We start from the raw sequence: 12,966 nt of genomic DNA on the forward strand, positions 1-12,966 counted from the left end.
GACTATGGTTGGAGCCTAAACCTTAATTCCCCAACAGAGGAAGCCCGATGCGCCTGTTAATGAAAATCCTGATCCCCGTTAAAAGTGGCAATAATGCTATTGCAGACAAGTCCATGCCGAGAGCCTTCAATGATTTTATCGCTTCGGCTGAGCCTGAATCCTCCTATTTCTTTTTAGAGGAAGGTAAGCGCGCGGCTATTTTTATTCTTGAGGAGAAGCGGCAGGATCATCTGATGGCTTATAACGAAAAGTTTTTTTCAGCTCTGGGTGCGGAAATTTGGATTACCCCAGTGCTAAATCAAAAAGAACTACAAAAACACCTTTAAGTCTTGACGTAGGCAAGTTTGATTTCTCCGAAAGAGCGTAGTTGGGGCTTAAGCTTCGCGACACTAGACTAGCGTTTTAGTTTGTTTACAGTTTAAGTCTCTCGCTTCGGACTGTCCGGGCATCTAAATTTATTAGGATCTGCTTATGCCTACAAATGGTAATAAACGGATTGGAGAGTCACTAATTGGTTTAAGCGGTCTATTGATAGTTGTCATTTCCACATTCTCAGCCGTCACTATGGGGTTTGATACCGCCCCTTTAAATGGTTTTAGTGCCTCTAAATGGTCAACGTCTCATAGGTTAACGACATGGCCAACGCCTAATAGGTTAACGACTAGTTACTATCTAAAGAAGCTTCCTTTGGGTGGCACTAGCCCGGTTCCAGTAATATGTTTGTCTAAGAGGAAACTGTTAGCCGTTTCACCCATTGGTTTTTTCTCAGATCAGCCCGCGTTAACCACGTTACGCTGGGCTATCCCTTCTAGGGCCATTGCTAAAGGGGGCGCGACATCGCAAAGGATTATAGCTTCGCCTATTCGCCACTTTGATGCGGTAATAGATAAAGACTTTAAAGCAAATTTGGCCCGCAAAAGATACCATCGCATCTGTGACCGTAAGGTTCCCAGAGATCTTAACCCCTGTGCTGAGGCTCGCTGGCATTATCGGCAAGCCAAGGCTTGCTTGGCAGCCCGAGAAAAGTGGGAGATTAAATGGGGAACCGCAGAAACTACAGAACCCCATGCGCGGGCTCTAGAGAATGTCAGAGCCAGAGTGAAAAATGCTGGCAAAGCTCAGCTTCGGTTTTGCAGCCTTAGAGATCAAAACTAAAGCTCGAATAATAGATAAGAGAGTATTCGAACCCCTCTGCTGATTACTTTTGAGTTGTCTAATCATTTCTTAGTCAAGATACTTTTATTTTCAGGCTGCCCGCTAAGAGCTCTTTATCGTCAACCCTTCCACCAGTGACTCAATGCTTCCCCATCTGTAAACTACTTCCTGATGAAATTAATTGATATGGGCGGGGCTTGTGGAAGCGCGAGTATTGTTGACCGGTGCCAGTGGCTTTATTGGAAGTGCTCTTTTATCAGCCCTGCGATCTAAAAGGGTTAAGGTACTGCCCGTGTATCGCCATGAGGTAGAAGGGGGGCTTTATGTACCTCGCATAGATGCGGAAACTGACTGGGGTACCACACTGAACAACATTGATGTGGTGATCCATACTGCCGCGAGAGTTCATGTGATGCAAGAAAGTGCTGTCGACCCCTTGGCAGAGTTTCGCAAAGTGAACTTGGAAGGTACCTTACAACTGGCCCGCCAAGCTGCATCTTCAGGAGTAAAAAGGTTTATTTTCTTAAGCTCTATTAAGGTGAATGGGGAATCCACTACTGGCAGAGGCCCATTTACCGCAGAGGAGCCCTCAAATCCTGTAGACTCCTATGGGATTTCAAAAAAAGAAGCTGAGGATGCCTTGCTCGCTCTGGCAGAGGAAACTGGCCTGGAAGTGGTTGTTATTCGCCCACCACTAGTCTATGGACCTGGAGTAAAAGCTAACTTTCAATCCATGATGCGTTGGCTGCAGAAAGGTATTCCACTGCCGTTAGGTTCAATTAACAATCGGCGCAGCCTGGTTTCTGTCTATAACTTGATCGACTTGATCACAGTTTGTATTGAACACCCGAACGCAAGAAATCAAGTCTTCCTTGTATCTGATGGTCTTGATATGTCTATCACGGATTTATTGCGGCGGCTTTCAAGGAGCCTAAGATACCGGGCTCTATTGATACCTGTGCCAGCATCTGTTCTGATCTTTACTCTCTCCCTACTGGGGAAAAGGGCTGTTGCCGATCGTCTATGTGGTTCTTTGCAAGTGGATATTGGAAAAACTATGAACCTGCTTGATTGGCAGCCACCGGTATCGGTAGAAGAGGGGCTTGCTAAGACTGCTGAAAGCCTGCAGAAATCTTAGTTTATAGATTATAGAAGCCTGGGAGTATCTGAATGATCCCGCCAGGCTTTCGGCTCTATTTTTTGGGAGTGTTCAAACTATTCACAAACCTGGTATGAAGACTTTGCCTCGTTAAGCAAGCCAGGCGCTGAAGTCTGTATAGGTATTCCGGAGCTACTCAGAGATCCCACAATTTAAAGGTCACACAATAAGTAATTGTGATGGCCTTCCAGTTTTTAGCCCCGCCTATTGACAATACTGGAGTAAAAACCCATCAGATAAGAGCTGGGCACTTCGATAACCGAGCGATGACCTGACTTTGCATAAAGCTTCACTCTAAGGCTTTCTCGCTTCTTGAGAGCATTGGTGATCTGATTTTCACTCAATGTGACTTCCAGAGTTTCTTCAAGCATGCATTTAAATGCTGATGCACAGTTGAGGACTTTTCGATCGAGTTGGGATAGCTCAACCTCGTTTCCACCACTAAATGTGGCTGTGTCATAGTTACGCCAGTTTTCCCGGTATGTGATATCAATACGCAGTTGGTATTGGGGGCTTCCGCCATTCTTGGGGGCAAGAGCACGTAGCATATAGTAATACAGGTTGTGATCCGAGCCATCGGTGGTTGCCTGCATTGGAGGGCCGCTATATTCAGTTGCGTTATTTTCGGAACTATTATGTATCGTTACCGCCTGACGAACTTCACTAGCACTTTTTTGTGTGATGCTTGTGGTGGCGCTACATCCAGCTAGTAAGACAGCTGACAGGTAGGTGGTGAACTTAGTCATAGGTCTTTTCCCAGTTTATTAGGGTTCTTTTATGGGGGGAGTATCTCACATTTGACGCTAATTGTAGGGATTGATGCATTTTTTTTGACAAATGCCAGCGATAAAGTTTTGCATAAGATTTGAAAGACCAGGCTGCTAATGAATCAGTTAAGTCTGTTAGAGCATATAGTGTGAGCAAGCTTCGAGAGGCTAGGCGTAACGTTCGTTAAGGATAATTGTAAGGCTATGAATAGGATAATGGCAGTAGGGCATGAGTAGTCAATATCTGTATTTGCCTAAAGGGAAGGAAAGCCACTAGTAATTCGTTCTCATATTTTTCGAAAAAAAAGGATTATCTAGCTCTTTTTATGTCTATTCGGATAAGTGTCTTGGGGAGTGAAATTTTATATAGGTTTAATACTTTACTTGGGGGAATTTGTTTGTGGTATGTTATTTTTGATAAGACACAAGTCTCTCTAAATAGAATTTGCAGCTAGCTTATGATGGTGGAGTCAAACTTAAGGTTTGTGCTTATACTTTGTATGTAGGGTAGAGGTGCTGAAATGAAAATCAAGCATTCTGTAGTCATTTTATTTTTGTTAGTAGTGGCTCTAGGTTTGCTGGTTTTTTCTTACAATTATGTTTTTGTTCGCGGTATCAAGTTTGATTCCCAGCCAATTACAGAGGAGTTCATAAAAAGCAATGAGGCGTTAGAGAAAAAGGAAACAATTAATATTCTGATCATTGAAGGGGGTGGTGTCAGGGGGCTTATTCCTCTCTATGTGATACAGCATATTGAGAAACAATTGGGAAAGCCTGTAGAGGAAGTGTTCGACGTCTTTAGTGGAGTTTCAACAGGTGCGATTATTGCCACCAGCTTGAATATTCCCCTTTCTCAATTGGGTCGGCTTGATTTTGATCATGACAATATTTCCTCAAGAAGTGAAAGGTTAATAAAGGTATATGAAAAAGAAAGTGAGTTTTTGTTTTCAGTGCCCTGGTATCATAATGCCTTGACTTTAAATGGATACCTCTCGCCGCAATTTATGGGTACCCATCTTTCAGAAGTCTTGGAGAGAAATTATTCTCCGGCGATGAATTTCACCAGCTTAAATAACTATGTGATTATCCCGTCGCTGGATGTACATAATGGAAGGTTGCATCTATTTAAGAATAGAGGGATAAAAGCTTTAGATTTGCCTACTAATACGCTTTATCAGCTTGTTGCTGCTGCATCGAGTGCAGAGGCTTTTTTTACCCCTGTTGATTTTGTGGGGCCAGACAAGAAGATTACCCATCGTTACTTTGCAGATGCAGCAATCACGGCTAATGATCCGGCTAACGTCATCTTGCATGATGTAATAAAAAATTTTCCAGGAAAAAACTACTACTTGCTGATTCTTGGTTCTGGAATACACCCTGTTCATACTATGGGTTTTGATTATAGAAGTCTAAAGAGTTGGGGTAAATTACGCTGGTTCCATGATGCAATATTTAGCATGACACGATCAATGGATTATCAGCAGATATTTTCTCTGGAAATTGCCGAGTCTTTGGCACCCTCGCGGGTGAAATATGATTATCTTAATGTTGAGCTTATTGACCCCTTTGTGGGTCCTTTTGATTACAAGTCAATTGACAAGCTTAAGATTCTTTCAGATAGGCTTATTGACGAAAATGAAGAGGAGATTGATAAAATAGTGGATTATCTGAAGGGCGAGGGCAGGTGATACGTTCCTCTTAAATTCTCCTTCTTCTTTTAACCATCTAATGAGTGTGGTTCAGGCCACACTTTACGGTGAATTTCCATGTGCTACTCCTTGATGGTCCCTAGTGACAAGACGCTGTCATCACTACCTGTAGGGTTTAGAGCGGATGTGAATGCCTGGAATCAATTCCGGTTCAACCAGAAGTGGGAAAGCTACTCTACTAAAGCAGAGGTTCGCAATGCTCTCGGTTTAAAGGGGCTGCCTCGTGTCAGTCAATTCCGCCTTACAGGGTCAGGCGAAAGAGTATACCCCCGCTATTTTGCTCCGGGTATAGTATGTGATGGAGGTAAGAATTGGTTGCGCCCGCTACGTTACTCGATACGCCTATCCAACTTGGCTTGGGATCTAGCAGCAAAATACAGTCTATATAACGCTCGGCTAGATAGATTGCTTGAAGCAAAAACCTGGAGACCCCTGATTGGCTACCAGCATGGGATATTACCATTCACGAGTTTCTTTGAGTGGGTCGAACACAAGGGTAAGAAAGCTCAGGCCCAGTTTACCCCAAAGGGTAAAGATTTGATGTGGGCACCAATTGTCGCTTGCGAATTGTCACAACGAGTCAAGCGGGCAATGTAATCCCTCGATTGCTTACATTGCTCAGGCAACGGGCCTTAATCGGAAAACTGTCATCACAGCTATGGAGCAGCTGGAAGAACCAATTCTGATTATCCGCGTCAAGTCGAACGGGTCCAGCAATCAATTCACTTTAAATTTTGGCCAAATCACCAGTACCAAAAACGGACCACAAATCTAAAAGGAATCTAAAAGAACCTAAAAATATTAATAGGGGATCAGATTTTTCATCTTGGCCAAACAATCCAGAGAGCGAAGTCTTGCAGGACTGGAAAAAGGTCCGCAGCAAACCGCTCACCCAAATCGCAATCAACCAGATCGCGAAACAGCTCCATCTGGCCAACCAACACGGTTACAGCGTTGACCACTGCCTTGCTGTCAGCTGCTTGCGTGGTTGGACCGGATTCCAGTTTGAGTGGTTGCTGAACCATGAAAACCAACTGCGGCGAAAGCCAGCACCCCCAGGCAGAGGATCAAATGGCAATCGCCCCTCTCGCGATATCTCCATCCCCGACATGCTTAACGACCAGTGGTAACAGGGGAAACACTATGAGAACCATTGAATTCACCATTCCCCTGGCCACTCCTTCGAACAACCAGCTGCTGCGCATGCATTGGGCAAAGCGTCGTGCTTTGAAAAAACAACTGGCCCTGGAAGTGACTAGCGCGCTGGTGCGCAGTGGTCAGCGCCGCCCCAATGAGCCGCTTGCGCAGGTGTATCTGGAGATTGACCGCGGTTCTTTTGGTGAGCTGGATGAAGACAACCTGCAGGGCGGTACCAAGCCGCTGGTGGATGTGCTGTAGAAGGTGAGTCGCAGCAATCCCCATGGCTTGGGCTTGATCGACAACGACAGCAACCGCTGCGTGGTGCAACGCAAGGTAACCCAAGCCCCGGCCAAACGTGACCAGGGATTTACTCGAGTTTTTATCGCCGAGGTACTGGAAGACAGCGAATTTTCTTACCGCTTTGGGGGTGCTCAATAATCGATATCCATACGCCAGCCAGCCGGAATTATTTCACCGATAAGGAGCTGCAGTGTAAGTGCAATAGCTGCACCTCAGAGCGGGGCAGGGGTGAGCTGTGTGCGGGTGATGCTCGCAATATAAACCCCGAATTTTTAGCGCATTTAAACCGGGTGCGCGAGCGCGTTTATTGCCGCTCCATGCCAGTGACCAGCGGCTTCCGCTGTCGCCGTCATTCCGTAGTAGTGGCAAAGCGTGAATCTGCGGAACTTAACGGCAAGCCCTATGTGCGCGGTGATCATGCTGGGGGCGTGGGCGCCGATGTGCATGTGTATGGCAAAGATGCTCACCACCTCATGCAGGCGCTGCACATTTACAACTGCTTGCACGCCCAAGCAGGCCTGCCGCAGCCCTTCACTGCTATCTGCCCTAACCAGCGCGGCGCCTCCTTGGAGAGATTTATCCATATCGGCGGCAACGTTGAAGCCCCTGGGCGCCCACGCCCCTGGTTGTGGACCTACTGAGGGGGCTGGCGCATGGGGGAGCGTATCAGCCCACGCCTAATCGAGGCGCTGGAAGACAAGTTGTATTTGTGGGGCTCGGTGGCCCTGGACCTGGGTGGGGTGAACGGCAGCAGCGTGCTCTGTTCCATCGAGGTTCACACCGCGCACAGTGCTTCAAGGCTCAGACAAAAACAACGCACCGCACTGGCCAGTGCCAGCCGAGGCAACCGCAACAGTGGCCTGGGTATTAGCGATGAGGTAGCGGCACCGGTAGAGCGGGCCATGGTAGGGATAAAACGCGAAAGCCCGAAACTGTACGAGGTGCTGAAAGTGGAGGCCCGTTCGCTACTGCTGCACGAAGGCCTGGACGAACAAAGGGCACGCGCCCGCTATCTGCGCATCAGTCTGCGCACCTATCAATCCCGCCTGCACAAGGGGCGGTTATTTCTCCCTGGTTTGCTGTTTGGGCCGGCTATCGCAACGCAAAACATCGACGGAATGGGGGAGTGAGCCAGTGAGCCGTAAAACCAATGAGCGTGGTGAGTTCTTTTGCGCTGGCTGCTACCAGTGGAAAGCCCCGGAAGAATTCCCGCGCAATAACAGCCCTTTAAGTCGCTGCGGCCATGCCAGCCGCTGCAAGTCCTGTCGGGCGACATATCGCAGAGCCTACCGCGCCCGCCAGGCCCAGCAATTGAATATCACCGCGCTGACTCAGCGCAGAACATACCAGTTTTTTTAACTCAGGGAGGAGCTAGTGAGAAAGCAGTACTTAAACCGTTTCGCAGTCTTTAGCGGCACCTACAACCTAATGATGGGCGGGGCCAAAGATTTTAAAGAGTCCCTCCCCACCAAAGAGGCCGCAGAGGAAATGGCAAAGGAGATAGCCAGGAGTGAATTTTTTACCAGCTGGGTGCAAATCTTCGACAAGGTAACAGACCAAATAACCACCTATCGCATTGTCGATGGGGAGCTTAAGCAAGAGGAATGCGAGTAATGGCCAGGGGGATCAATAAAGTTATTTTGATTGGCAACCTAGGTAACGACCCGGAAGCCAAGTACATGCCCAGCGGTGGGGCGGTAACCAATATCAGCCTGGCCACCAGTGAGAGCTGGAAGGATAAGCAAACCGGCCAGGAGCAGGAGCGCACCGAATGGCACCGTGTGGTGTTCTTTAATCGCTTAGCAGAGGTTGCCGGCGAGTATTTGCGCAAAGGCGCCAAGGTTTATGTGGAGGGTTCACTGCGCAGACGCAAATGGCAGGACAGGCAAACCGGCCAGGACCGCTACACCACCGAGATCGTCGCCAGTGGCATGCAGATGCTAGACGGCAAGGGGGAGCAGGGTGGCTTTCCCCAGGGCGCAATAGGTCAGCCCGCCCTGCAACAGGCCCCCAATCAGCCTGGGGGTGAAAATTCCTTTGATGACGATGTGTCGTTTTAGGGGGTGATGCGTGACAGTAACCCATTTCCCCCAGCCCGAAGCCCTACGCCAGGCCCAGGAAAATATCGACAGCAAAATAGCACAGTTTCTGGCCAGCGGTGGAGTGATTAAGCAGATACCGCGCGACCAATCTGGTGAGTGCCTGCGCGTGGCGCCATGCACTGCGGACACAACCCGGCGCAGCTGGGCAAAAGTACAAAACAAACAGCAGATTAAAGTGAGCAGCGAAAAGAAGAGGGCAAAGAAATGATAGGGCATCCCGATGGCGATCCGGTTTATAAACTGGATGATCCAAATTATCGGCGCTTAGCCGATGTATTAGAGCGGGCATACGATCAGGCTGCGCGGGGGAAGGGAGAGGAGCGGCACGCTAATGGGCAGCGCTTCGAAGACCAGCCTATGCAAACCATTAGCGGGCTATTGGCGACCGATGACGGTATGGCTTTTCAGGCGGTCAAAAAGATTCAGGAAGCCCGCCGCCTGCCAACCCGTGAGCGCCGTGTGAGGGAATTGCTAGGGGCGATCAATTACATCGCGGGCATGATCATTTATGAGGAGAGTCATAACTTCAACCAAACAGAATAATAAATTTAGGAATATGGTTGATAAATGAGGGGCATTACAGTCGCTCAAAATCCAATCCGGCCGATGGTAATTTGTCCCAAAATAATAATTTTTATTGAAATTTATTCCCAAAATAATTTGACGCTATAGTTTGGTTGGATTATAAACTACGCGCTTCCTATATTTTATAAAGTTTGAAGGATTATTAAATGTTTAAGTATCTTGCCGTTTCTGCAATCGCTCTTTTTTCTCAGGTTTCATTTGCAGGTGCTACTGTTGCAAAAATAGAATCATTCTTGCTGGTCGATAGTACGAAGCTTGTCTATGTCTATCCAGAGGGCGGGGTCAATAATCCACCTGCATGTCATGGTGCAAATGGTGATTACATTTCATTCAGCATGGATAGACCAATGGCCAAGGAATATCTGAGCGCAATTATGTACGCGCACGCTTCAGGAAAGACAGTAAGTATTCGTACTCACGGCGCCTGCGTAGATCAGACATATTCCGATACGCTTCATTATTTAAGCGTGCTAAAAGACTAAGAGTATAGATATTCTTTAAGGGGTGTTTGTTCTGCTTCTTTTTACATGAAATGGAAGAGACTCGGATTCAATACCCCATAAATATGAATACTTAAATAAGTATGAAGAGTCCGCGCTTGGATTTTTCGTCAATCAATGGAAAGTATTATGTACTCTAAGTATCTTTTTGTGGCAATAGTCGCAACCTTATGCTTTAGCGCGAAAGCTTCAGCAGATGAAGTTCTTTTAATACCGTATGAGGGTATTAATATCCCAGTGGTAGTTGCTTCGCCGGAGCCGGAGCCGGAGCCGGAGCCGGAGCCCGAGCCCGAGACAGTAGAAACAATATTTAAGGCGAAGGGTTTTGGATATTGCAAAGCAGATCTATATGTAGATGGGAAATTTATTCTGACAATTGACTCCCTAAGAAATTACCAATTTTCGTACGATTTGCGTCGTGGGTCTCACACTATGCGCTTACAAAATTGGGCCTCATCGTGTGGGGTGGGTAATGGACATGTAAATGCGGTTGAGGCAGAAGTCAGATTAAATGGTGTGCAAGTGGGGTATGTTAACTACCAGGACCAGTACGCTTTGTTCAAGATTTAAAGGGCTGACTAAGTCAATATGGCTGATTTTGTATTGAAAATTACAACCAAAAATATGGAAATATGATGAAAAAATTACTTTCTATCCTCATGCTGTCTTCTATTAGTGGAATGGCGTTTGCAGAGTGCACAGTGGGTGTATGTAGTAACGTTGAAGTTGATAGGGTTTATGCAACTGTTGGCAATACTGTATATGTTGGGACTACTGGTGATGAGCGTAACTTAGGCTGTGGTGCAGTAGCAGATGTTTATGGAAAATTGGATATGACTAATCCCAGCGCTGATGCCGTATATTCTGCGGTATTGGCTGCGCAAATGGCCAAGAAAAAAATAGTAATGAAAGTTGACGAAAATGTAGCAGGTTGCCCAATCTCTTATGTAGTGGTAGAGAGCGACTAAGCGACTTGCCTCCACTCGATATGCGAGTGGTGTATTTATAGTAGTGGGTACCAAGTTAGGTACCCACTACTATAGTTAACAATTATTCCTTTGGGTATCTCTTTTAACCAACCTCGATATAGTTTTAGCTAATCAGATAAAGAGTTATTTGGAGTCGTGTGAGATATAAAGAGTCTCACTGTTGTAGAGCTTATTACTTTTCTGTTAAGGGTTTGATAATGAAAAAATTACTTTCTATCCTCATGCTGTCTTCTATTAGTGGGGTGGCGTTTGCAGACGTTAGCACAGGAGTTATTACTGATATAATTGCTTGGCCACATGTTTCAGAGGTCGTGGTGAGGTTAGATAATCCAAGTTCTGAGTGCCCTGGGGGTTATTGGTTCGAAGGCAGAGATAAGGTAGGATCTGCAATTTTAGTAAGCACAGCATTAGCAGCAAAGCATGCAAAGAACTCGGTGACTATCCATGCAGATGAGAATTCTGATTGGAATGGAATATCATCAAAGCTGTGTGAATTAAATGCATTAATTTCGGAGTAGTGATAACTGTCACTATAAGGTTGGTGTGATAATAGTGATAGGTGTTAAATCTGACACCTGTCGCTATAGTAACTTAAATTTAGTTATTTCTTTAGGGAAATTTTTTAACCAATCTCCATATAAAGTTAACGAGCTTGTTAAGCCAATACCCCGTATTCACTTCAATGGAATGTATCATGCAGTCTAAATTTCTCTTTGCGGCAATAGTCGTAATCTTATGCTTTGGCGCCAAAGCTTCAGCAGATGAAGTTATTTTAATACCGTATGAGGGTATTAATATCCCAGTGGTAGTTGCTTCGCTGGATGGTGAGCCTGGACCTGGACCTGGACACGGCGAGGTGATTTATTGCAAAGATAAAGATGAAGGAACAATCTTCGTGCCAGAAGTTAGTTATTGTTCTTATTTTGCATACGAAAGTGCAACTAGTAGTAATTATTATGAGGCTGATGAACACCGCAGTGGATACGATAGTTGCCCTGATTATTCGGGAGTAATTCAGGCTTTATATAGTTGGTATGATATTAATACTATGCTTTGGTGGAACAGATGGGTCACACAAAGAAATTTGCCACTGAAATCACAAGTGAAAGTTAATGGTGGCTGTTGGGTTAACGGCTAAGTGCAATATATAAGTTAGCTTTGCTCTCAAGTCTAACCCATTACTATTTTTGGGTGACGCGTTTTTGGTACTTTTGCGTTTGGGAGGTATAAATAAGGCACTTTGCGATTGTTGCCTCTGCCAGATGCCACGCATTGTTCAACCCCTTGGACCGGCCCACCCAGGCCGGTTTTTTTTGCCTGGAGAAACTGTATGACTGGACAGGGAGCCGGAAGCACAACCGTAACTGCGGCAGGGGTGGCGCTTACCCAAGTTCCATTTAATTGGCTGCAGGTAGTGGGGGTGCTGCTCGCCGTGCTCGGCCTTGTTTGAAATGTTTATGCAGTGATTACCCGCAACCAGCACAACCAATTTATTCGCGAGCAGCGCGAAGAGTCAGACCGAAATAAAATCCCATAACCTTTTTCGCCGCCCGGTGCTTCCTCCCCCCATATCACCTGGCATCGGGTGGCCCCTTATTTCTGGAGATAGCGGCATGAGCTTTTGGTCCCGTTTATGGGGTAGTGAGAAAGCCCTGGAAAAAGGTGCTGATGCCCTGATCAAAACTGGCGATGCGCTGTTTTATACCGCTGAAGAAAAAGCCCAGGATAGCGACCAGCGCAACGCACAGGTGCGTGAATTCTTGTTGCAGTGGATCAAGTCTACCAGCGGGCAGAACATAGCCCGCAGGCTGATAGCTCTATCGTTTACTGGCGTTTATCTGTTGTTGCTTTTGGTTGTGGCAATCTTATCTGTACGGGCAGCACTGGCGGACCCAGGGCAGGGCGCCACTGCTTTGGCTGCAGCAGCTACAGCAGCTGAGGGGGTACTGGCAAAAGCCACCGAAACCTTGGCGTTATATTTCAGCGGGCATAGGAGCCACATAGTTTGGGTAATTGGGATGGCGCAATAATTCGCAGTGTGGGTTGGGTTTTACTCTTTGTGGTTGCTTATTCATTCTATGAAATTGGCATTCCTATCCTTACTTATCCACCTCAAGATTTCATTGCCATATTTGGGCTTTTCGCTACTGTATATTTGGCTATATCTGTTGTCGGTTGGCTCGTAATCGGTCTCCCATTTCATTGGGCGGTATGCAATTGGTCTCAGCCAAAGTTCATATATTATTTATTAGCTGGTGTAAGTGTTTCTTTGGTTGTTTCAGTAGTTAGTAGCATAGAGGCTGGTATTATTTTCGGTCTAGCTGCAACTGCTCAAGCAATAGTGTTCAGGTACTATGTATTTAAATCAAAAAAATATAACAATGGTAGGCAAAATCGCCCGCAAAAGGCGCGGGCTGGACTCGCTAACGCTCGCCTTTGCTACCGGCGTTAGCTTTCTTCGGATGAGTTAACGCAGATTCTTGCTTTACTGGAAGAATAGCTGATTTAAACGCTTGCTATCATTATTGCTGGATTTTCAAACTCAGCTTGAATTTTGCAG

Annotated in this window: 22 protein-coding genes; 20 read left to right on the forward strand and 2 right to left on the reverse strand. The window is 46.3% G+C overall.

Going from position 1 to position 12,966, the window contains the following annotated elements; all coding sequences use genetic code 11:
• The first annotated feature begins 59 nt into the window (after positions 1-59).
• Positions 60-326, forward strand: a complete 267-nt coding sequence (locus tag ACJJIT_RS07995; protein WP_444900585.1) for a hypothetical protein — start codon at positions 60-62, stop codon at positions 324-326.
• Positions 327-1,354: 1,028 nt separating this feature from the next.
• Positions 1,355-2,293, forward strand: coding sequence for a UDP-glucose 4-epimerase family protein (locus ACJJIT_RS08000; RefSeq protein WP_444900586.1), 939 nt, complete (start codon positions 1,355-1,357; stop codon positions 2,291-2,293).
• Positions 2,294-2,508: 215 nt separating this feature from the next.
• On the opposite strand, the gene ACJJIT_RS08005 is transcribed toward ACJJIT_RS08000, so the two are convergent.
• Positions 2,509-3,060: a hypothetical protein gene (locus tag ACJJIT_RS08005; RefSeq protein WP_444886374.1), complete on the reverse strand. Its 552-nt coding sequence runs from the start codon at positions 3,058-3,060 to the stop codon at positions 2,509-2,511.
• Between the two features lie 542 nt (positions 3,061-3,602).
• On the opposite strand from ACJJIT_RS08005, the gene ACJJIT_RS08010 reads away from it, so the two are divergent.
• The 3 genes from ACJJIT_RS08010 (at position 3,603) to ACJJIT_RS08020 (ending at position 5,565) form a co-directional block, all read left to right on the forward strand.
• Complete coding sequence (locus tag ACJJIT_RS08010; RefSeq protein ID WP_444900587.1) at positions 3,603-4,769, forward strand: patatin-like phospholipase family protein; 1,167 nt, start codon at positions 3,603-3,605, stop codon at positions 4,767-4,769.
• A gap of 93 nt (positions 4,770-4,862) precedes the next feature.
• The gene (locus ACJJIT_RS08015) at positions 4,863-5,387 is read left to right on the forward strand and encodes an SOS response-associated peptidase family protein (RefSeq protein WP_444900906.1); all 525 of its coding nucleotides are present in this window, start codon (positions 4,863-4,865) and stop codon (positions 5,385-5,387) included.
• A complete protein-coding gene (locus tag ACJJIT_RS08020) occupies positions 5,344-5,565 on the forward strand; it encodes a helix-turn-helix domain-containing protein (protein ID WP_444900588.1) in 222 nt (73 codons plus the stop codon). Before ACJJIT_RS08015 ends, ACJJIT_RS08020 begins: the two co-directional genes overlap by 44 nt.
• Before the next feature lie 46 nt (positions 5,566-5,611).
• Here ACJJIT_RS08020 and ACJJIT_RS08025 read toward each other — a convergent pair whose 3' ends face one another.
• On the reverse strand, positions 5,612-5,815 hold the full coding sequence (locus ACJJIT_RS08025; protein WP_252081910.1) for a hypothetical protein: 204 nt from the start codon (positions 5,813-5,815) through the stop codon (positions 5,612-5,614).
• A gap of 118 nt (positions 5,816-5,933) precedes the next feature.
• Here ACJJIT_RS08025 and ACJJIT_RS08030 point away from each other — a divergent pair, with 118 nt between their 5' ends.
• The 15 genes from ACJJIT_RS08030 to ACJJIT_RS08100 all read left to right on the forward strand — a co-directional run bounded on the left by ACJJIT_RS08030 (position 5,934) and on the right by ACJJIT_RS08100 (position 12,858).
• Positions 5,934-6,188 (forward strand): hypothetical protein, encoded by a 255-nt coding sequence (locus tag ACJJIT_RS08030; RefSeq protein ID WP_444900589.1) that lies wholly within the window; start codon positions 5,934-5,936, stop codon positions 6,186-6,188.
• Positions 6,189-6,191: 3 nt separating this feature from the next.
• The gene (locus ACJJIT_RS08035; RefSeq protein WP_252081908.1) at positions 6,192-6,368 is read left to right on the forward strand and encodes a hypothetical protein; all 177 of its coding nucleotides are present in this window, start codon (positions 6,192-6,194) and stop codon (positions 6,366-6,368) included.
• Between the two features lie 152 nt (positions 6,369-6,520).
• Positions 6,521-6,871: a hypothetical protein gene (locus tag ACJJIT_RS08040; RefSeq protein ID WP_444900590.1), complete on the forward strand. Its 351-nt coding sequence runs from the start codon at positions 6,521-6,523 to the stop codon at positions 6,869-6,871.
• Between the two features lie 12 nt (positions 6,872-6,883).
• The gene (locus ACJJIT_RS08045; protein ID WP_444900591.1) at positions 6,884-7,360 is read left to right on the forward strand and encodes a hypothetical protein; all 477 of its coding nucleotides are present in this window, start codon (positions 6,884-6,886) and stop codon (positions 7,358-7,360) included.
• A 4-nt stretch (positions 7,361-7,364) separates the two neighbouring features.
• Complete coding sequence (locus ACJJIT_RS08050; protein ID WP_444900592.1) at positions 7,365-7,589, forward strand: hypothetical protein; 225 nt, start codon at positions 7,365-7,367, stop codon at positions 7,587-7,589.
• Positions 7,590-7,604: 15 nt separating this feature from the next.
• Positions 7,605-7,844, forward strand: a complete 240-nt coding sequence (locus tag ACJJIT_RS08055) for a hypothetical protein (protein ID WP_444900593.1) — start codon at positions 7,605-7,607, stop codon at positions 7,842-7,844.
• A complete protein-coding gene (gene ssb, locus ACJJIT_RS08060; protein ID WP_444900594.1) occupies positions 7,844-8,290 on the forward strand; it encodes a single-stranded DNA-binding protein in 447 nt (148 codons plus the stop codon). Before ACJJIT_RS08055 ends, ssb begins: the two co-directional genes overlap by 1 nt.
• 10 nt (positions 8,291-8,300) lie before the next feature.
• Positions 8,301-8,540, forward strand: coding sequence for a hypothetical protein (locus ACJJIT_RS08065; RefSeq protein ID WP_444900595.1), 240 nt, complete (start codon positions 8,301-8,303; stop codon positions 8,538-8,540).
• Complete coding sequence (locus ACJJIT_RS08070; RefSeq protein WP_444900596.1) at positions 8,537-8,875, forward strand: hypothetical protein; 339 nt, start codon at positions 8,537-8,539, stop codon at positions 8,873-8,875. The genes ACJJIT_RS08065 and ACJJIT_RS08070 overlap by 4 nt, the downstream gene beginning before the upstream one ends.
• Positions 8,876-9,063: 188 nt before the next feature.
• Positions 9,064-9,399 carry a hypothetical protein gene (locus ACJJIT_RS08075; RefSeq protein ID WP_444884679.1) on the forward strand — a complete coding sequence of 112 codons (336 nt, stop codon included), beginning with the start codon at positions 9,064-9,066 and terminating at the stop codon, positions 9,397-9,399.
• Between the two features lie 653 nt (positions 9,400-10,052).
• A complete protein-coding gene (locus ACJJIT_RS08080; RefSeq protein ID WP_444900597.1) occupies positions 10,053-10,385 on the forward strand; it encodes a hypothetical protein in 333 nt (110 codons plus the stop codon).
• Positions 10,386-10,603: 218 nt separating this feature from the next.
• Complete coding sequence (locus ACJJIT_RS08085; RefSeq protein ID WP_444900598.1) at positions 10,604-10,924, forward strand: hypothetical protein; 321 nt, start codon at positions 10,604-10,606, stop codon at positions 10,922-10,924.
• Positions 10,925-11,100: 176 nt separating this feature from the next.
• A complete protein-coding gene (locus ACJJIT_RS08090) occupies positions 11,101-11,544 on the forward strand; it encodes a hypothetical protein (protein ID WP_444900599.1) in 444 nt (147 codons plus the stop codon).
• Between the two features lie 475 nt (positions 11,545-12,019).
• Complete coding sequence (locus tag ACJJIT_RS08095) at positions 12,020-12,436, forward strand: hypothetical protein (protein ID WP_444900600.1); 417 nt, start codon at positions 12,020-12,022, stop codon at positions 12,434-12,436.
• Complete coding sequence (locus tag ACJJIT_RS08100) at positions 12,412-12,858, forward strand: hypothetical protein (protein WP_444900601.1); 447 nt, start codon at positions 12,412-12,414, stop codon at positions 12,856-12,858. Before ACJJIT_RS08095 ends, ACJJIT_RS08100 begins: the two co-directional genes overlap by 25 nt.
• The last annotated feature ends 108 nt before the right edge of the window (positions 12,859-12,966 follow it).

The organism is Microbulbifer mixtoriginis (SeqCode) (assembly GCF_052467515.1).